Consider the following 16,874-nt stretch of genomic DNA (forward strand, 5'->3'; position numbering starts at 1 on the left):
CCCATGGTGGCGGGGCCCCTGGGTAGATGCATTCGGGTACCGGCTCCCGTCCCTCCCGCACGGCGTCCGCCCGGGGGTGGCCGCGCGCGCCGACAATGTGCGCCGCCGGGGTGGACCGCGGGCGCGGGCGTCCGGCACGGGACCGGCCGGTAAGTGACTGCCGAGAAGGGCTGAAGGGGGCGAAATGCTGACCGAGGTACTGCTGGTGTTCGTCGCGCTGGCGCTGACGCTGGCGTGCGCGGTGTTCGTGGCGGCGGAGTTCTCGCTCACCACGGTGGAGCGTGGTGAGCTGGAACGGGCGGAGGCCGAGGGCCAGAAGGGCGCGGCGGGCGCGCTGCGGGCGGTGAAGGCGCTGACGCTCCAGCTGTCCGGGGCACAGCTCGGCATCACGGTGACGTCGCTGGTCATCGGCATGCTGGCCGAACCGTCGCTGGCCGCGCTGCTGCGGGGGCCGCTGCGGTCGCTCGGCCTGCCGGAGGGGCTGGCGTCCACGCTGGCGGTGGCCCTGGGCGTCGTGGTCTCGACGGTGGTGCTGATGGTGATCGGCGAGCTGGTGCCGAAGAACTGGGCGATCTCCAGCCCGCTGCGGATCGCGCGCGCGGTCGCCGGGCCGCAGCGCGCGTTCACCCACGCGTTCGGCCCCTTCATCCGGCACCTGAACAACACCGCCAACCACCTCGTGCGCCGCCTCGGCCTCGAACCGACGGAGGAGCTGGCCTCGGCCCGCACGCCCCAGGAGCTGGTCGCGCTCGCGCGGCACTCGGCGGCCGAGGGCGTGCTGCCGCCCGACTCGGCCGAGCTGTTCGTCCGCACGCTGCACCTCGGCGACCTGACGGCGGAGAACGTGATGACGCCCCGCGTCGACGTGCACGCCCTGTCCGCCACCGCGACCGCGTCCGACGCGGCGAACCTCACCGTGGCGACCGGCCTGTCCCGCTTCCCCGTCTACGACGACGGGCTGGACGACATCGTCGGCATCGTCCACATCAAGGACGTCCTCGCCCTGGACGACGGCGAACGGGCGGACACGCCGGTGTCCCGGCTGCTGACCGAGCCGCCGCTGGTGCCGGACACCCTCCCCGTGGACCGCCTGCTGGAGCGGCTGCGCGGCACCCGGTCGATGGCGGTCGTCGTGGACGAGTACGGCGGCACGGCCGGGGTCGTCACGCTGGAGGACATCGTCGAGGAGGTCGTCGGCGAGGTCAGGGACGAGCACGACCCGGACGAGGACCCCGACCTGGCACCGGCCGACGAGGGCCGCTGGGAGGCGGAGGGCAGGGCCCGCGTGGACCAGCTCGCCGCCCTCGGGCTGCGGGTCCCGGAGGGCCCGTACGAGACGGTGGCCGGGCTGATCGCGACGCGCCTGGAGCGCATCCCTGAGGAGGGCGACGTGGTGGCGGTGGACGGCTGGCGGCTGGACGTCCTGGTCGTGACCAGGCACCGCGCGGAGCGTGTGCTGATCACGGCGCCCGAGCCCGGCCGGGAGGACGGCGAGGGCGCGGGCGGGGAGGCGGACCGGTGAACCTCGCACAGCTCGCCATCGGCGTCCTCACCCTCTTCACGAACGCGTTCTTCGTCGGCGCCGAGTTCTCCCTGATCTCGGTGCGCCGCGACCAGATCGAGCCGCGCGCCGAGAACGGCGAGCGGCGCGCCCGTACCGTCCTGTGGGCGCTGCGGCACCTCTCGCAGATGCTGGCCGCCGCGCAGCTCGGCGTCACCATGTCGTCGCTGGTCCTCGGCGCGGTGGCCGAGCCCGCGATAGCCCACCTGCTGGAGCCCGCCTTCGAGGCCGTCGGCATGCCGGCCGGGCTCGGGCACACGGTCGCGTTCGCCCTCGCGCTGACGCTCGCGACGTACGCCCACATGCTGTTCGGCGAGATGGTGCCGAAGAACATCGCGCTGGCCGCGCCCGAGCGGTCCGTGCTGCTGCTCGCTCCCCCGCTGGTGGCGCTGACGCGCGCGCTGAAGCCGGTGATCTTCGGGATCAACGCGCTGGCCAACGGCATACTGCGGCTGCTGCACGTCGAGCCGAGGAACGAGGTGGCGTCCGTCTTCAACGACGAGGAGCTGGCCCGGCTGGTGCGCGACTCGTCCGACGCCGGGCTGCTCCCGCCGGACGAGGGCGACCGGCTGCGGGACGCGCTGGCGCTGGGCAGCCGGGCGGTGGCCGAGGTCATGGTGCCGCTGGCGCGCATGAAGACCGTGGACCACCGGGTGACGCCCCGGCGGCTGGAGCGCGCGTCGGCCGCGTCCGGCTTCTCGCGCTTCCCCGTGACCGGCCCCGGCAACCAGGTCCTCGGCTTCCTGCATGTGAAGGACGCGCTGGAGCAGGCGGAGCGCGACCGGCCGTTCCCGCGCGAGGCCCTGCACCCGGTGGTGCGCGTGCGGCTGGACACGCCGCTGGACGACGCGCTGACGGCGATGCGCGGCACGGTCACGCACCTGGCGGCCGTGATCAGCCGCCAGGGGAGGCTGCTCGGCTTCGTGACCATGGAGGACGTGCTGGTCGAGCTGGTCGGCCCGCCCGCGCCGCGTCCGGCGGGGGATCAGCGGGCGGCCTGATTGGGGCGCGCGAGCGTCGGGTACGCGGCAGACGCGACAAAAGGGGCAATCCCTCATGACGTACCCAAGGAGGCCGAGCATGGCGAAGCCGAACCCGATCGAGGTGCAGAAGGCCCTCAAGGGCATCAGCTACCCGGCGGACAAGTCGGACCTGGCCCGGCAGGCGAAGAAGAACCACGCCGACCGGGGCCTCGTCCAGCGCATGGAGTCGCTGAAGGACGACACCTTCGAGCGGCCGAGCGACGTGCAGAAGTCGCTGTTCGACTGACGCGCGCCCCGAGGCGGACCCGGGACGCGCCGCCACCCCTTCCGTGCGGCGGCGCTCTCCCGGCCCACCTCCCCGCCCCCACCGCCCTACGGGCGGCGGGGGCTTTCTCACGTCCGGGGTGGGGCGCGAAGGCACCCCCCTGCGCGGCGGCGCGCCGGGGCGGAACGGCGGTGCGCGTGGTGACGCCCCCGGTGGGAGGGCCGGGGGCGTCGTGGTGGCTGAGGGCTCAGGCCACCGGTGTCAGTTCGGCGGCGCGCGGCGCGGGGACCGCCGCCTCGACAGGCGCCACCGTCGCGGACGGCCTGCGCCGCGCGTGCAGGAGCATGCCGGCCGTGGAGGCGCCCGCGATCACGACGCCGCCGAGGACCAGGGCGCCGCGCGGTCCCATGACCTCCATCAGGACGCCGATGGCGGGCGGCCCGATGAGGCCCCAGCCGGTGCTCATGCTGCGCCACACGCCCAGGACACGGCCCCGCATGTGCTCGGGCGGGTCGGTCTGGAGCACGGTGGCCCCGGCCGTGTCGGACAGGGACTCCACGGCGGCCATGGGCAGCACCAGCAGGATCAGCAGGCCCAGGGACGGGGACAGACCGGCGGCGATCTGGAGCACGGCGCCGGTGGCGGCCATGGCGGCGACCAGGCGGACCGAGGGCCGCTGGAGCACGCCCGCCGCCAGGGCGCCGACGATGCCGCCGACGGCCAGGACCGTCGCGACCGAGCCGAACGACCCGGCGCCGCCCGCCAGCGGGCCCGTCACCAGGACGGCGAGGGTGAGGCCGTAATTCCGGCCGAAGACGGCGCTCAGGCCGGTGACGGCCGCCAGGGCGACCAGCCGGGGGCGGCCCAGGAAGAACCGCAGGCCCTCGCGCGGGTCCGCGCTCACGCGCGGCGCCGGGGCCGGGGCGAGCCCGGCGGCGGCGGGCGCGGACGGCTCGGTCTCCGGCCGCTCCGCGAGCCGCAGGAACGGGATCACGGCGGCGACGAAGAGGAACGACAGGCCGTTCGCGACGAACGCGGACGCCGTGCCCGCCAGCGCCACGGCGACACCGGCCGTGGCCGTGCCCGCGAGGCGGCCGACGCTGTGCACGGCCGATCCCAGGGCGATGGCCGAGGGGACGTCCTCCCGGCGCACCAGGTCGTTGCCCAGCAGGGAGCAGGCCGGGCCGTCCACGGTCGCGATGATGCCGGTGACGGCGGACAGCGCCAGCAGCGTGGGCACGTTCAGCATGCCGAACGCCACCATGGCGGCCGTCGTGAAGGCGACCATGCCGAGCGCCGCCTGGCTGACGGCGGCCGTCAGCTTGCGCGGCCACGCGTCCACGGCGGCGCCGCCGACCAGGCCGAGGAGCAGCCCGGGGCCCGCCTGGACGGCCAGGGACAGGCCGGTCATGGCGGCGGAGCCCGTGACCTGCAGGACCAGCAGGTTCTGCACGGTGAGCTGCATCCACGTGCCGAGGTTGGAGAACATGTTGGCCAGCGACCACCAGCGCATGCTGGGGTACCGGAGGCAGCGCCACGGGTTGCGGTCGCCGCCGGTGCGCGGGGCGCGCAGGCGGGCCGGGACGAGGGAAGGCATCAGGGGTCACCTGGGAGGGGGGACGGCTCCCGGTGCCGGGCGACGTCGCACCGCCGGAAGCGATGCCCACCATGCAGCGCGGCGCCCGCGGTCGGGAAGACCAAGATCGTCCCGGCGCGGGCGCCGCCGCCGTCACTCCGTGCGGCACAAGGGCTGCGGGCCCCGCGTGCCGTTGCTCACACACTCCCCCGGGCGGGGATCAGGGCCGCAGGACGACCTTCACCGCGTCCTTGTGCTGGAACATGTCGTAGGCGAGCGTCGCGTCGTCGAGCGCCATGTGGTGCGTGGCGAAGTCGTCCACGCCCAGCGGGTCGTCGGCGCCGAGCAGCGGCAGGATCTCGGGCACCCAGCGCTTGACGTTCGCCTGGCCCATGCGCAACTGGATCTGCTTGTCGAAGAGGCGCAGCATCGGCATCGGGTCGGCCATGCCGCCGTAGACGCCGCTGAGCGAGATGGTGCCGCCGCGCCGCACCATGTCGATGGCCAGGTTGAGCGCGGCGAGCCGGTCCACGCCCGCCTTCTGCGCCAGCTTCTCCGCCATGCGCTCAGGGAGCAGCCCGGGGAGCGACTGCGCCAGGCGGCCCGCGCCGCTGCCGTGCGCCTCCATGCCCACGGCGTCGATCACGGCGTCGGGGCCGCGGCCGCCGGTGCGCTCGCGGACGGTCTGGGCGATGTCGGAGTGCTGGGTGAGGTCGAGGCCCTCGACGCCGCGCGCCATGACGCGGGCGAGCCGCTCCGGTACGAGGTCGATGCCGATGATCTGGCCCGCGCCCTGGTGCGCGGCGATGCGGCAGCACATGTCGCCGATGGGCCCGAGGCCGAGGACGGCGACGCTGCCCCCGGGCGGGATGTCGGCGTACCGGACGGCCTGCCAGGCGGTCGGCAGGACGTCGGAGAGGAACAGGTAGCGGTCGTCGGGGACGTCGGCGGGGACCTTGACCGGCCCGTACTGGGCCTGCGGGACGCGCAGGTACTCGGCCTGGGCGCCGGGCACGGCCCCGTACAGCTTGGTGTAGCCGAAGAGGGCGGCGCCGCTGCCGTACTCGGTCACCTGGGTCGTCTCGCACTGGCTCTGGAGTCCCTGGCGGCACATCCAGCAGGCGCCGCAGGCGATGCCGAACGGGATGACGACGCGGTCGCCCGGCTTCAGCGCGGTCACGTCGCGCCCGGTCTCCTCCACGACGCCCATCGGCTCGTGGCCGAGGATGTCGCCCGGGGTCATGAACGGCGCGAGCACCTCGTAGAGGTGCAGGTCGGAGCCGCACAGCCCGGTGGAGGTGACGCGGATCACCGCGTCCGTGGGCGCCTGGATGACCGGGTCGGGCACCTCGTCGACCCTGACGTCTCGCTTGCCGTGCCACACCGCCGCCTTCATTCCGGCTCACCTCCGTGGGGGGACTCCTTGCGGCCCGTGTACCCCGATTCGCGGCTTTCGCCCCCCTGGGCGGGCCGGTCAGTTGCCGTCGTGCGCGCGGACCGTGTCCTCGCCGACGTCGCGGTTGCCCTCGCGGCGCGCCTGGTCGCGTGCCGACACGCCCGGGTGGTGCAGCTCGAAGGCGGGCGCCTCGGAGCGGATGCGGGGCAGGGCGGTGAAGTTGTGCCGGGGCGGCGGGCAGGAGGTGGCCCACTCCAGGGAGCGGCCCCAGCCCCAGGGGTCGTCCTCGGTGATGCGGGGCGCGTGGCGGGCGGTGTGCCAGACGTTGTAGAGGAACGGGAGGGTGCTGAGGCCGAGGAGGAAGGCGCCGATGGTGGAGATCGTGTTGAGGGTGGTGAAGCCGTCGGCGGCGAGGTAGTCGGCGTAGCGGCGGGGCATGCCCTCGGCGCCGAGCCAGTGGTGGACGAGGAACGTGCCGTGGAAGCCGGTGAAGAGCGTCCAGAAGTGGATCTTGCCGAGGCGTTCGTCCAGCATCTTCCCGGTGATCTTCGGCCACCAGAAGTGGAATCCGGCGAACATCGCGAAGACCACCGTGCCGAAGACGACGTAGTGGAAGTGCCCGACGACGAAGTACGAGTCGGTGACGTGGAAGTCGAGCGGCGGCGAGGCGAGGAGGACGCCGGTCAGGCCGCCGAAGAGGAACGTCACGAGGAAGCCGATGGACCACAGCATCGGCGTCTCGAAGGACAGCGAGCCCTTCATCATGGTGCCGATCCAGTTGAAGAACTTCACGCCGGTCGGCACGGCGATCAGGAACGACAGCATGGAGAAGAACGGCAGCAGCACCGCGCCGGTGGCGAACATGTGGTGGGCCCACACCGTCATCGACAGTCCGGTGATGGCGATGGTCGCGCCGACGAGGCCGATGTAGCCGAAGACCGGTTTGCGGCTGAAGACCGGGAGGATCTCCGTGATGATGCCGAAGAACGGCAGCGCGATGATGTAGACCTCCGGGTGGCCGAAGAACCAGAAGAGGTGCTGCCACAGCAGGGCGCCGCCGTTCGCCGCGTCGTAGATGTGCGCGCCGAGGAGGCGGTCGGCGGCGAGGGCGAAGAGCGCGGCGGCCAGGACGGGAAAGGCCATCAGCACCAGGACGCTGGTCAGCAGCGTGTTCCAGGTGAAGATCGGCATGCGGAACATCGTCATGCCGGGGGCGCGCATGCAGATGATCGTGGCGATGAAGTTGACCGCGCCGAAGATCGTGCCGAAGCCGGAGAAGGCGAGGCCCATGACCCACATGTCGGCGCCGAAGCCCGGTGTGTGCACGGAGTTGCTGAGCGGGGAGTACGCGAACCAGCCGAAGCTGGCGGCGCCGGACGGGGTCAGCAGCGACGCGACGACGAGCAGCCCGCCGAACGTGAACAGCCAGTAGCTCAGCATGTTCAGCCGGGGGAACGCGACGTCGGGGGCGCCGATCTGGAGGGGCATGACCGCGTTGGCGAAGCCGACGAACAGCGGGGTCGCGAACAGCAGCATCATGATCGTGCCGTGCAGGGTGAACGCCTGGTTGTACTGCTCCTTGCTGAGCAGTTGCAGCCCGGGGCGGGCGAGTTCGGCGCGCATGGCCATCGCGAGCAGTCCGGCGAACAGGAAGAACGCGAAGGACGTGACGAAGTACAGCTTGGCGATCTCCTTGTGGTCCGTCGTCGTCAGCCAGTTGACGGCGCGGCGTCCGGCGCCGGTGGGCCGGTGTGCCTCCGGAGCCCTCGTCTCCGGTGGGGTGAGCGTCGCCATGTCCCGGGTCCTTTCGCGTGGTCCGCGGCCGTTCTACCGTCGCGGGGCCGCGCGGCCCGGGTTTGACTCGTTCGTGGGCGTGGCCGGTACGGGCGCGTACGGCCCGCCCCGCCCGTGTCACGCCTCCTGGCGGGCGGACGCCTCCGATTCGTGCTCGGTGGCGGACTCGACGAGGGACGTCAGGTTGTGGAGCATGCGGCGGTGCCGCACCTGGAGGAACGCGTCGGCGAGGCGGTTGTGCAGGATGCCGCCGGGGCCGGTGAGCGGGTGCTCGTCGATGATCAGGAGGCTCTGCTCGCCCCAGGGGCGGATCTCCAGGGCGATGCGGGCGGTGCCGAGTCCCTTGGTCTGCGCCTCCAGTTCGAGGCGGCGGGCGGGTTCGCTGACGCGCACGACGGTGCGCCCCGTGCCGCGCAGCGGGCCGAAGCCCATCGTGTAGCGCATGGCGGCGCCGACGGCGGGCCAGCGGTCGTCGAGGGGGTCGGAGCGCTGCGTGCCGACGACCCAGCGGGCGAAGTTGGCCGGATCGGCGAGGAACGCCCACACGGTCTCGGGGGTGCGGCGGACGAGGGTGGGGCGGCTGGCCATCGGGGCCTCCGGGACGGCGTGGTGTCAGGGGCGGCGGAGCCGTGCGGCGGCGAGTGCGGCACGGGCGGCGTTGGTACCGGCCGCGCCGTGCACGCCGCCGCCCGGGTGCGCGCTCGCGGACGCCAGGTAGAGGCCGCGCAGCGGCGTGGTGGCGCGGCCGTTGCCCGGCACGGGCCGCAGGAACAGCTGCTGGTGGATCTGCGCGGTGCCGCCGTTGAGCGCGCCGCCGACCAGGTTGCGGTCGAGGCCCTGCAGGTCTGGCGGTGCCAGGACGCGGCGCGCGGTGATGCGGTCGCGGAAGCCGGGCGCGAGCCGTTCGACGGCCTCCTCCACGCGTACGGCGAACTCCTCGCGCCGGGCCGGGGTCCACTCGGACAGGCCGTGGACGTGCTGCGGCAGGTGCGTGTAGGCCCAGGCGGACTCGGTGCCGGCCGGGGACCTGGTGGCGTCGGAGGTGGTCATCTGGCCCAGGACGAGGCACGGCTGCTCGGGCAGGCGGCCCGCCGCGATGTCGGCGGTGTAGCGGGCGAGATGGTCGATGCTGTCCGCGACGTGGACGGTGCCCGCGCGGGCCGCGCCGGGCGACGACCAGGGGATCGGGCCCGACAGCGCCCAGTCCACCTTGAAGGTCGCGCTGTCCCACTCGAAGCGGCGCATGTCGGCGCGCAGCCTGGCCGGGAGGTGCTCCCAGCCGACGAGTCCGCCGTACAGCGCGGGGGCGGTCACGTCGGCGAGGACGGCGCGGCGGGCCGTGATCCGTTCGCCGTCGGCCGTCACGACGCCCGTGCAGCGGCGGTCGCGGACGGTGACGCGTGCGACGGGCGTGCCGCAGCGCAGCCGCCCGCCCTTCGCGTGCAGGCGGCGGATGAGGGCCGCCGTGAGTTCCCCGGCGCCGCCCTCGGGCACGGGCCAGCCGTACTGCTGGCCGAGCATCACCATCAGCCAGCCGAACGCGCCGCTGCCCGGCACCTCGGGCGAGAAGTCGGCGTGCAGCCCGGAACCCGTGAGCAGCAGCGGGCCGCCGCTGCCGCGGAAGTGCTCGCGGCCGAGCCGCCGCGCGGGCAGGGTGAGCATGCGCAGCGTGCGCAGGCCGCCGCCGCCGAACGGGAGCCGCGCGGCGAGGCGGGCGCCCGCGCGCAGCGGCGGGAAGGGGCTGAGCAGCGCGGCGATCATGTCGTCGCCGAGCCGGTCCCAGAGCGCGACGAGCCGCAGGTACGCGTCGCCGTCGCCGGGGGCGAACGTGTCGAGGGACGCGGCGGTCGTCCCGCGGTCCCGGTCGAGGACGGCGCAGCGCCCGTCGGGCACGGGGTGGGCGAGGACCGCCGGGGCGTGCCGCCACGTCAGGCCCCAGTCCTCCAGGCGCAGCGCGCGCAGCGCCGGGGAGGCGACGGCCAGGGGGTAGAACGAGCTGAACGTGTCGTGCACGTGGTCGGGATGGACCGCGCGGTCGCTGCGGACGCCGCCGCCCGGGGTCTCCTCCGCCTCCAGGACGAGGACGCTCCAGCCCGCGTCGGCGAGGACGTTGGCGGCCACGAGGCCGTTGGGACCGGCGCCGACGACCACGGCGTCCGGCGCGTCCGGGGTCACGGGTGCGTCGGGTGCGTTCACGGGCGGCCTCCGGTGCCGGTCGGCGTCTCGTCGGACCTGCGGAACCCGCGCCGCCCCGGGAGCGGCGGGGTGTCCGGCCGCCGGGGCGGTGCCGGGCGCGCTTCCACGTCACGCCCCCGGGAGGTCGGTGCTCCCCGCGTTCCGCGGGCGGTGCGGCGGGCCCGGCGTGTCAGGCGAGTTCCGAGTAGCCGAACAACTCGGCGTAGCCGGACGGGAGCTGGCTGAGCAGCTTGTTCATCTCGCCGCCGCTGACGCGCTCGGATATGGCCGAGAAGACGTTGCGGGTGTCGGTCTCCGCCGTGTCGCGGTCCTCGCCGGTGTGCAGCGCGACCTGCCGGATGAACTCCTCGACGCCCCACGGGCGGCCCTCGGCCGAGACGTCGGCGGCATCTTCGAGAAGTCCCGCGACCGGCTGGGGCAGCTGGTCGGCGAGGTGCTGGGACGAGGGCTGCGGGAGCCGTTCGCCCAGGGTCCTGACGACGGCGTCGACGGCGGTCGCGGCCTCCTCGTCGGGGTAGTCGCCGCTCGCTCTGACGCTGCTGAGGAAGTCTCCGTACGTCATGGTCGGGCTGCCTTTCTGGATCTCCGTGCGTCTGCTGGATGCCCCCCGGCGATCCGGTGGCGGGTTTCCCTCCCGGGCGCGGGGAAACCATCCGCCGCGAATGTCCGAGATGTGGCGATTGCGAAGTACGGGCAGACTGAGGAGGAACGTCCCACCGGCTCCCGTGGCGAGCGCAGAGCGGAACGCACGCCCCCTCACCTGGGAGAGCAGATGAACACTCCCGCACATCCCCCTCATCCCGGGTCCGTCACCGAGTCCCCCGGTACCGGGCCGTCCAATCCTCCGCAGGCGGCGGACGGCACGAACGGCGGCAGCACGCCCGCCGCCCCCGTGCCCGCCACCCCGGCGCCCCCCGCCGGGACGCCCCGCAGGCGCGGCCGCCACCCGCACGACGACGCCCCCGACACCCGGCGGCAGTTCGAACGCATCGCCGAGCTGCCGCCCTGCCCCGAACGCGACCGGCTGCTGCGCGAGGTGGTGTGCGCCTGGATCCCCATGGCGGACCGCCTGGCGCGCACCTTCCGCGACCGCGGCGAGTCCCTGGAGGACCTGGAGCAGGTCGCCGCGCTCGGCCTCGTCAAGGCGGTGCAGCGGTACGACCCCAGCCGGGGCCGCCCGTTCGAGAGCTACGCGGTGCCGACGATCGTCGGCGAGGTCAAGCGGCACTTCCGCGACCACATGTGGGGCCTGCACGTCCCGCGCCGCACCCAGGAGCTGCGCAACCGCGTCCGCGCCGCCGCCCGCCAGCTCACGTACCGGCTGGACGACCGCGGCCCGAGCGTCGAGCAGATCGCCGAGCACGCGGGGCTCACCGAGGACGAGGTGCGCACCGGCCTCGAAGCGCTGGAGAGCTACAGCACGCTGTCGCTCAACGCCGACCTGCCGGGCTCGGACGGCGACTACTCGCTGCTCGACACCCTGGGCGAGCCGGAGCCCGGCTTCGACATGGTGGTGGACCGCGAGTCGGTGCGCTCCCCGCTGCGGGAGCTGCCGGAGCGCGAGCGGGAGATCCTCTACCTGCGGTTCTTCCACGGGATGACGCAGAGCCGCATCGCGCGGCAGCTCGGCATCTCGCAGATGCACGTGTCGCGGCTGCTGAGCCGGGCGTGCGAGAGCGTGCGGGAGCAGGTGGAGGGCACCGGCGAGGCCGCCGCCCCCGGCGCGGCGGCGGGGACGTCCCCCGCCCGCGCCGCCCGCAAGGCCGCGCGGAAGAAGACCGCGGCGGCCGGGCGGAAGGCCGGGCAGGCCGCCGGACGGGCCGCGCGTGCGGCCGTGCCGGGCACCGTACGGGTGGACGGGCCACCGTCCGGGCCGCGTCCGGCCGGGCGCGCCGCCGCGTGAAGCCCCCGGGGTGGGGAAGACGCGGCGTCATGTCCACCATCGAGGAGTCCGACAGCGCCCCGACCCCCGCAGCGTCCAGGACCGGCCTGCCGCGCGTCCGGCCGGGCGACCAGACGCGCCTGCTCACCCGGCTGCTGCTGCCCGCGTTCGCCGAGGGGCTGATCCGGCGGCGGCCCCGGGCGATGGCCTGGGCCGCGCGTGTCCAGGCCGACAGCGACGCCGTCGCGACGGTGCGCGACCTGCGCGAACGGTACGGCCCCGGGCCGCTCCAGCTCTCCCCCGCCGGGCGGTCCGTCGCGCTCGTGCTGGACCCGGACGACCTCGCGCGCATGCTGCGCGAGACGCCCGAGCCGTTCACGCCGGGGGCGTGGGAGAAGCAGCGGGCGCTGGACCAGTTCCAGCCGCACGGGTCGCTGATCACGCGCGGGCCGCGCCGGGAGCCCAGGCGGCGGATCAACGAGCTGGCGCTGGAGACGGACCGCCCGCTCCACGACCTCGCGCCCGCGATCACGGAGCGCGTACGCGCGGAGGCCTCCGCCGTCGCCGGGGTGGCGACCGCGTCGGGCGCTCTGACCTGGGACGACTTCGCCGCGGGGTGGTGGCGCTCGGTGCGCCGGGTCGTGCTGGGCGACGCGGCGGCGGACGACGCCGACCTGACGGACCGGCTCGCGAGGCTGCGCTCGGCGGGCAACTGGTCGTTCCTGCTGCCGCGCCGCCGCCGGGCCCGCGAGGACTTCCTCGCCCGGCTGGAGGAGCGGGTGCGCGCCGCCGGGGACGACACCCTGGCCGGCAGGCTCCCCGACACCGAGGAGGCGGCCGGGCAGGTGCCGCACTGGCTGTTCGCTTACGACGCGGCCGGTGCCGCGACGCTGCGGACCCTCGCGCTGCTGGCCGGCCACCCCGAGCACGCCGCCAGGGCCCGCACCGAGGCCGAGGAGGGCGACCCGGCGCGGCCGCGCACGCTGCCGTACCTGCGGGCGTGCGTCCTGGAGGCGCTGCGGCTGTGGCCGACGACGCCGGTGCTGCTGCGGGAGAGCACGGAGCCGACGACCTGGCACGGAACGGTGGTCCCGGCCGGGACGGTCTTCGCGGCCTTCGCGCCGTACTTCCACCGCGCCGACCCGGCCGGGTCCTGCGGCGACGCGTTCGAGCCGGAGATCTGGCTGGACGGGCGCGCCGGGCGGAACCCGGCGCTCGTCCCGTTCAGCGGCGGGCCCGGCAGGTGCCCGGGCGAGGACGTCGTGCTGCTCACCGCGAGCACCTGGCTGGCCGCGCTGCTGGAGGGGCGGGAGTACGCGGTGACGTCCGGGGTGCGGCCGGTGGCGGGCGAGCCGGTGCCCGCCACGATCGACCACTTCGGGCTCGGCTTCGCGGTCGCCGCCGACTGAACGGGGCCCTCAGCCCCCGGCGACCGGCAGCGTCACCTCGTCCCCCTCCGCCGTGACCGGGGCCGCGTAACCGTCGGGACCGGCCAGGACCACGTGCCACGGGCCGGGCGCGCCGTCCGCCCGCACCGTCACCGTGCCGCCGTCGCGGCGGGTGCGGAAGACGGCGGGCGGCGCGCCGTCCTGGCGCGGGACGCGGGTGACCGTCTCGGTGCCGTCGGCGCCGGGGTGGACGCGGAGGGTGACGCCGTCGGCCCAGTCGTACGCGGGCCGGTCGTCCGTGGCGCCGAAGGGGACGACGGACCCCGGCCTTGCCAGCAGCGGGAGGCTGTCGTAGCCGAAGCGCTCGCGCCGCCAGCCGGGGCCCTCGACGCGCGCGCCTGTCAGCAGGTGCGTCCACGTGCCCGCCGGGACGTAGTACTCGGCCGTCCCGTCCTCGCGGAAGACGGGCGCGACGAGCAGGTCGCCGCCGAGCATGTACTGCCGGTCGAGCGGGTGGCAGCCCGGGTCGTCGGGGAATTCGAGCAGCATCGCGCGCATCACCGGCGTGCCCTCCTCGGCCGCCTGCTGGGCGGCGCGGAAGAGGTACGGCATGAGGCGGTGCTTGAGCCGCGTGAAGTCGCGGGTGACGGCGACGGCCTCCTCGTCGTAGTCCCACGGCACGCGGTAGGAGCTGCTGCCGTGCAGCCTGCTGTGCGACGACAGCAGGCCGAACTGCACCCAGCGCTTGAAGACGGCGGGCGACGGCGTTCCCTCGAAGCCGCCGATGTCGTGGCTCCAGAAGCCGAAGCCGGACAGGCCCAGCGAGAGGCCGCCGCGCAGCGACTCGGCCATGGCGTCGAACGTGGACTCGCAGTCGCCGCCCCAGTGCACGGGGAACTGCTGCCCGCCCGTCGTCGCGGAGCGGGCGAACAGCACGGCGTCGCCCTCGCCGCGCGCCTCGGTCAGCACGTCGAAGACGGTCTGGTTGTACAGCTGCGTGTAGTAGTTGTGCATGCGCTCGGGGTCCGAGCCGTCGTGCCAGACGACGTCGGTGGGGACGCGTTCGCCGAAGTCGGTCTTGAAGCAGTCCACGCCCTGGGCGGTCAGTTCGCGCAGCTTCCCGGCGAACCAGGCGCACGCGTCCGGGTGGGTGAAGTCCACCAGCGCCATGCCCGCCTGCCACATGTCCCACTGCCACACGCCGCCGTCCGGCCTGCGCACGAGGTAGCCGGCCTCGCGCGCCTCCTCGAACAGGGCTGATTTCTGGGCGATGTACGGGTTGATCCACACGCAGATACGCAGCCCCTGCTCCTTTTTGAGGCGGCGCAGCATGCCCTCCGGGTCGGGGAAGACGTCGGGGTCCCACGTGAAGTCGCACCACTGGTAGGCGCGCATCCAGAAGCAGTCGAAGTGGAAGACGCTGAGGGGGATGTCGCGGTCGGCCATGCCGCGGACGAAGCGGGTGACCGTCGCCTCGTCGTAGTCGGTGGTGAACGAGGTGGACAGCCACAGGCCGAACGACCAGGCGGGCGGCAGCGCGGGGCGGCCGGTCAGCGCGGTGTAGCGGTCCAGGATCTCCTTGGGCGTCGGGCCGTGGATGACGAGGTACTCGACGGACTGGCCCTCGACGCTGAACTGCACCTGGCCGACCGTCTCGGAGCCGACCTCGAAGGAGACGGCGCCCGGGTGGTTGACGAAGACGCCGTAGCCCCGGTTGGTGAGGTAGAACGGCACGTTCTTGTACGCCTGTTCGCTGGCCGTGCCGCCGTCGGCCTGCCAGATGTCCACGGACTGGCCGTTCCTGGTGAACGGGGTGAAGCGCTCGCCGAGCCCGTAGACGAGTTCGCCGACGCCGAGGGACAGGCCGCCGACCGAGAAGTGCCGTCCGTCGTCGGTGGTGACCCAGCCGGTGCCGCGGCGGCGGGTGGAGACGAGGGGGCTGCCGCCGGCGGAGAAGTCGAGCGCCCAGGGCTCTGCCGTGTCGACGCGCAACGTGAGGCCGCCGCTGGTGAGTTCGAGCGCCGTGCCGTCGCGGCGGGTGGCGGGCCGGTGCGCCGGGTCGGCGGTGAGGGCGAACGACGGGCCGTGGTCCACGCCGCCCGCGTGGTGCGTGGAGCGCACCCCGATGACGCCCTCCGCCGGGGAGAAGCACTCGACGGTGATCAGGGGTTGGTTCAGCGTGCCGCCGCGGCGCGTCACGGGGGTGGGCGTGGCGTACAGGGTGAGGCGGTCCTCCTCGACCCGGGCGTCCGCCACCTGCCGCGCGAACGACGCCCGCACGCCGTCGCGCATGAGCCAGTAGCCATCGGTGAACTTCACGGTGTTCGTGTCTCCTCGGTGGCGCCGCCGCGGGGGCGGCGGCGCCGGTGGTGCGGGTGGGGTGGTGCGGGCGCGCCGGTCACTCCCCGCCGGTGCGGCCGCGGTGGTCGGCGATCAGGTCGCGGAACCACCGGTAGCTGTCCTTGGGGAGGCGCTCCTGCGTGTCGTAGTCCACGCGGACGATGCCGAAGCGCTTGTCGTAGCCGAAGGCCCACTCGAAGTTGTCCAGCAGCGACCAGACGTAGTAGCCGCGTACGTCCACGCCCTGTGCGAGGGCGTCGGCGAGGGCGTGGAGGTGGCCGTGGAGGTACGCGACGCGGTCGGCGTCGTGGACCTGGCCGTCGTCGGCGACCGTGTCGTCCTCGGCCGACCCGTTCTCCGTGATGACCAGCGGCGGCATCGCCGGGTAGCGGCGCGTGAGGTCGGTCAGGAGGTCGGTGAAGGTGGACGGGACGACGGGCCAGCCCATCGCCGTGTGCCGGACGTCGTCGCGCCACGTCTCGGTCGCGCGGATGTCGACGGCGGTGCGGGTGGCCGGGTCGGGGTCGGTGTGGGGGGCGTCGGCGATGGTGATGGGGCGGTAGTAGTTGACGCCCGCGAAGTCGAGGGGTGTGCCGATGACGTCGAGGTCGCCGTCGTGCCGCCAGGCGGGGTCGGCGGCGAGTTCGCCCCAGGTGTCGGCCTCGTTGTCCGGGTAGCGCCCGGCGAAGAGGGGGTCGAGGAAGACGCGGTTGTGCAGCGTCTCGGCGCGGTCGGTGGCGGCGCGGTCGGCGGGGCTGCCGGTCGCGGGCAGGAGGCGGTCGGGGTTGAGCGTGATGCCGATCTCGCCGTCCGTGGTCTCGCGCAGGACGCGGGTGGCGAGGCCGTGCCCGAGCAGCAGGTGGTGGGCGACGGCGAGGGCCGCCGCGCCCTCGCGGGTGCCGGGCGCGTGGCGGCCGATGGCGTGGCCGACGAACGCGGTGCAGAACGGCTCGTTCAGCGTGATCCAGCGCGGCACGCGGTCGCCGAGGCGCGCGGCGACGTGGCCCGCGTACTCGGCGAACCGCTCCGCCGTCTCCCGTACGCGCCAGCCGCCCCGGTCCTCCAGGGCCTGCGGGAGGTCCCAGTGGTAGAGGGTCGCGGCGGGGGTGATCCCGGCGGCGAGCAGTGCGTCCACGAGCCGGTCGTAGAAGTCCAGGCCGCGCGGCTCGGGGGCGCCCGCGCCGGTGGGCTGGACGCGTGGCCAGGCGACGGAGAAGCGGTAGCTGTCGACGCCGAGGCCGCTCAGCAGGGCCACGTCCTCGCGGTAGCGGTGGTAGTGGTCGCAGGCGACGTCGCCCGAACTGCCGCCGGCGACGCGGCCGGGCTCGGCGCAGTAGGTGTCCCAGATCGACGGGCCGCGCCCGTCCTCGCGGGCGGCGCCCTCGATCTGGTAGGCGGCCGTCGCGGCGCCGAAGAAGAAGCCCTCGGGGAATCGCGGGAACGAGGCGGTGGAGTCGCCAGGGGTCACGGTGCTGTTCATCCCTTGCTCGCGT

The 16,874-nt window shown here is 74.3% G+C and carries 12 protein-coding genes and 1 pseudogene; 5 read left to right on the forward strand and 8 right to left on the reverse strand.

Translation table 11 applies throughout. The annotated features are described in order from the left end of the window. The first annotated feature begins 187 nt into the window (after positions 1-187). The 3 genes from ACIBPC_RS15110 to ACIBPC_RS15120 all read left to right on the forward strand — a co-directional run bounded on the left by ACIBPC_RS15110 (position 188) and on the right by ACIBPC_RS15120 (position 2,830). Complete coding sequence (locus ACIBPC_RS15110; RefSeq protein WP_398845596.1) at positions 188-1,522, forward strand: hemolysin family protein; 1,335 nt, start codon at positions 188-190, stop codon at positions 1,520-1,522. Next, a complete protein-coding gene (locus tag ACIBPC_RS15115; RefSeq protein ID WP_398844510.1) occupies positions 1,519-2,562 on the forward strand; it encodes a hemolysin family protein in 1,044 nt (347 codons plus the stop codon). The genes ACIBPC_RS15110 and ACIBPC_RS15115 overlap by 4 nt, the downstream gene beginning before the upstream one ends. Before the next feature lie 79 nt (positions 2,563-2,641). Continuing rightward, positions 2,642-2,830 (forward strand): DUF2795 domain-containing protein, encoded by a 189-nt coding sequence (locus tag ACIBPC_RS15120; RefSeq protein WP_362962339.1) that lies wholly within the window; start codon positions 2,642-2,644, stop codon positions 2,828-2,830. Positions 2,831-3,056: 226 nt separating this feature from the next. Here the strand turns inward: ACIBPC_RS15120 and ACIBPC_RS15125 are convergent, their stop codons facing one another. The 6 genes from ACIBPC_RS15125 to ACIBPC_RS15150 all read right to left on the reverse strand — a co-directional run bounded on the left by ACIBPC_RS15125 (position 3,057) and on the right by ACIBPC_RS15150 (position 10,333). Continuing rightward, positions 3,057-4,406: an MFS transporter gene (locus ACIBPC_RS15125; RefSeq protein WP_398844513.1), complete on the reverse strand. Its 1,350-nt coding sequence runs from the start codon at positions 4,404-4,406 to the stop codon at positions 3,057-3,059. A gap of 199 nt (positions 4,407-4,605) precedes the next feature. After that, complete coding sequence (locus ACIBPC_RS15130; RefSeq protein ID WP_362962343.1) at positions 4,606-5,781, reverse strand: zinc-dependent alcohol dehydrogenase; 1,176 nt, start codon at positions 5,779-5,781, stop codon at positions 4,606-4,608. Between the two features lie 78 nt (positions 5,782-5,859). Continuing rightward, a complete protein-coding gene (gene ctaD, locus ACIBPC_RS15135; RefSeq protein ID WP_398844515.1) occupies positions 5,860-7,575 on the reverse strand; it encodes a cytochrome c oxidase subunit I in 1,716 nt (571 codons plus the stop codon). Between the two features lie 117 nt (positions 7,576-7,692). Continuing rightward, positions 7,693-8,163 carry an SRPBCC family protein gene (locus ACIBPC_RS15140; RefSeq protein ID WP_362962348.1) on the reverse strand — a complete coding sequence of 157 codons (471 nt, stop codon included), beginning with the start codon at positions 8,161-8,163 and terminating at the stop codon, positions 7,693-7,695. A gap of 24 nt (positions 8,164-8,187) precedes the next feature. Next, entirely contained in the window at positions 8,188-9,771 is a 1,584-nt protein-coding gene (locus ACIBPC_RS15145; protein WP_398844518.1) for a phytoene desaturase family protein, read from the reverse strand. A gap of 169 nt (positions 9,772-9,940) precedes the next feature. Next, positions 9,941-10,333, reverse strand: a complete 393-nt coding sequence (locus ACIBPC_RS15150; RefSeq protein ID WP_362962352.1) for a DUF2267 domain-containing protein — start codon at positions 10,331-10,333, stop codon at positions 9,941-9,943. 210 nt (positions 10,334-10,543) lie between these two features. Between ACIBPC_RS15150 and ACIBPC_RS15155 the strand changes: the two are divergent. Beyond that, positions 10,544-11,467: pseudogene (locus ACIBPC_RS15155) on the forward strand (SigB/SigF/SigG family RNA polymerase sigma factor); the annotation flags it as partial. A 236-nt stretch (positions 11,468-11,703) separates the two neighbouring features. Continuing rightward, entirely contained in the window at positions 11,704-13,062 is a 1,359-nt protein-coding gene (locus ACIBPC_RS15160) for a cytochrome P450 (RefSeq protein ID WP_398844522.1), read from the forward strand. A 9-nt stretch (positions 13,063-13,071) separates the two neighbouring features. On the opposite strand, the gene yicI is transcribed toward ACIBPC_RS15160, so the two are convergent. Further along, complete coding sequence (gene yicI, locus ACIBPC_RS15165) at positions 13,072-15,360, reverse strand: alpha-xylosidase (RefSeq protein ID WP_398844525.1); 2,289 nt, start codon at positions 15,358-15,360, stop codon at positions 13,072-13,074. Positions 15,361-15,439: 79 nt separating this feature from the next. Beyond that, on the reverse strand, positions 15,440-16,861 hold the full coding sequence (locus tag ACIBPC_RS15170; RefSeq protein WP_398844528.1) for a GH1 family beta-glucosidase: 1,422 nt from the start codon (positions 16,859-16,861) through the stop codon (positions 15,440-15,442). Between the last annotated feature and the right edge of the window lie 13 nt (positions 16,862-16,874).

Origin of the sequence: Streptomyces sp. NPDC049879 (assembly GCF_044461265.1) — a bacterium.
Classification (GTDB): Bacteria; Actinomycetota; Actinomycetes; order Streptomycetales; family Streptomycetaceae; genus Streptomyces.

What these genes read in the sequence shown, in the direction of transcription:
- ACIBPC_RS15120 (WP_362962339.1), top strand. Translation starts at nt 2,642, where the DNA reads ATGGCGAAGCCGAACCCGATCGAGGTGCAGAAGGCCCTCAAGGGCATC.
- ACIBPC_RS15125 (WP_398844513.1), bottom strand. Translation starts at nt 4,406, where the DNA reads ATGCCTTCCCTCGTCCCGGCCCGCCTGCGCGCCCCGCGCACCGGCGGC.
- ACIBPC_RS15130 (WP_362962343.1), bottom strand. Translation starts at nt 5,781, where the DNA reads ATGAAGGCGGCGGTGTGGCACGGCAAGCGAGACGTCAGGGTCGACGAG.
- ctaD (WP_398844515.1), bottom strand. Translation starts at nt 7,575, where the DNA reads ATGGCGACGCTCACCCCACCGGAGACGAGGGCTCCGGAGGCACACCGG.
- ACIBPC_RS15140 (WP_362962348.1), bottom strand. Translation starts at nt 8,163, where the DNA reads ATGGCCAGCCGCCCCACCCTCGTCCGCCGCACCCCCGAGACCGTGTGG.
- ACIBPC_RS15150 (WP_362962352.1), bottom strand. Translation starts at nt 10,333, where the DNA reads ATGACGTACGGAGACTTCCTCAGCAGCGTCAGAGCGAGCGGCGACTAC.
- ACIBPC_RS15160 (WP_398844522.1), top strand. Translation starts at nt 11,704, where the DNA reads ATGTCCACCATCGAGGAGTCCGACAGCGCCCCGACCCCCGCAGCGTCC.
- ACIBPC_RS15170 (WP_398844528.1), bottom strand. Translation starts at nt 16,861, where the DNA reads ATGAACAGCACCGTGACCCCTGGCGACTCCACCGCCTCGTTCCCGCGA.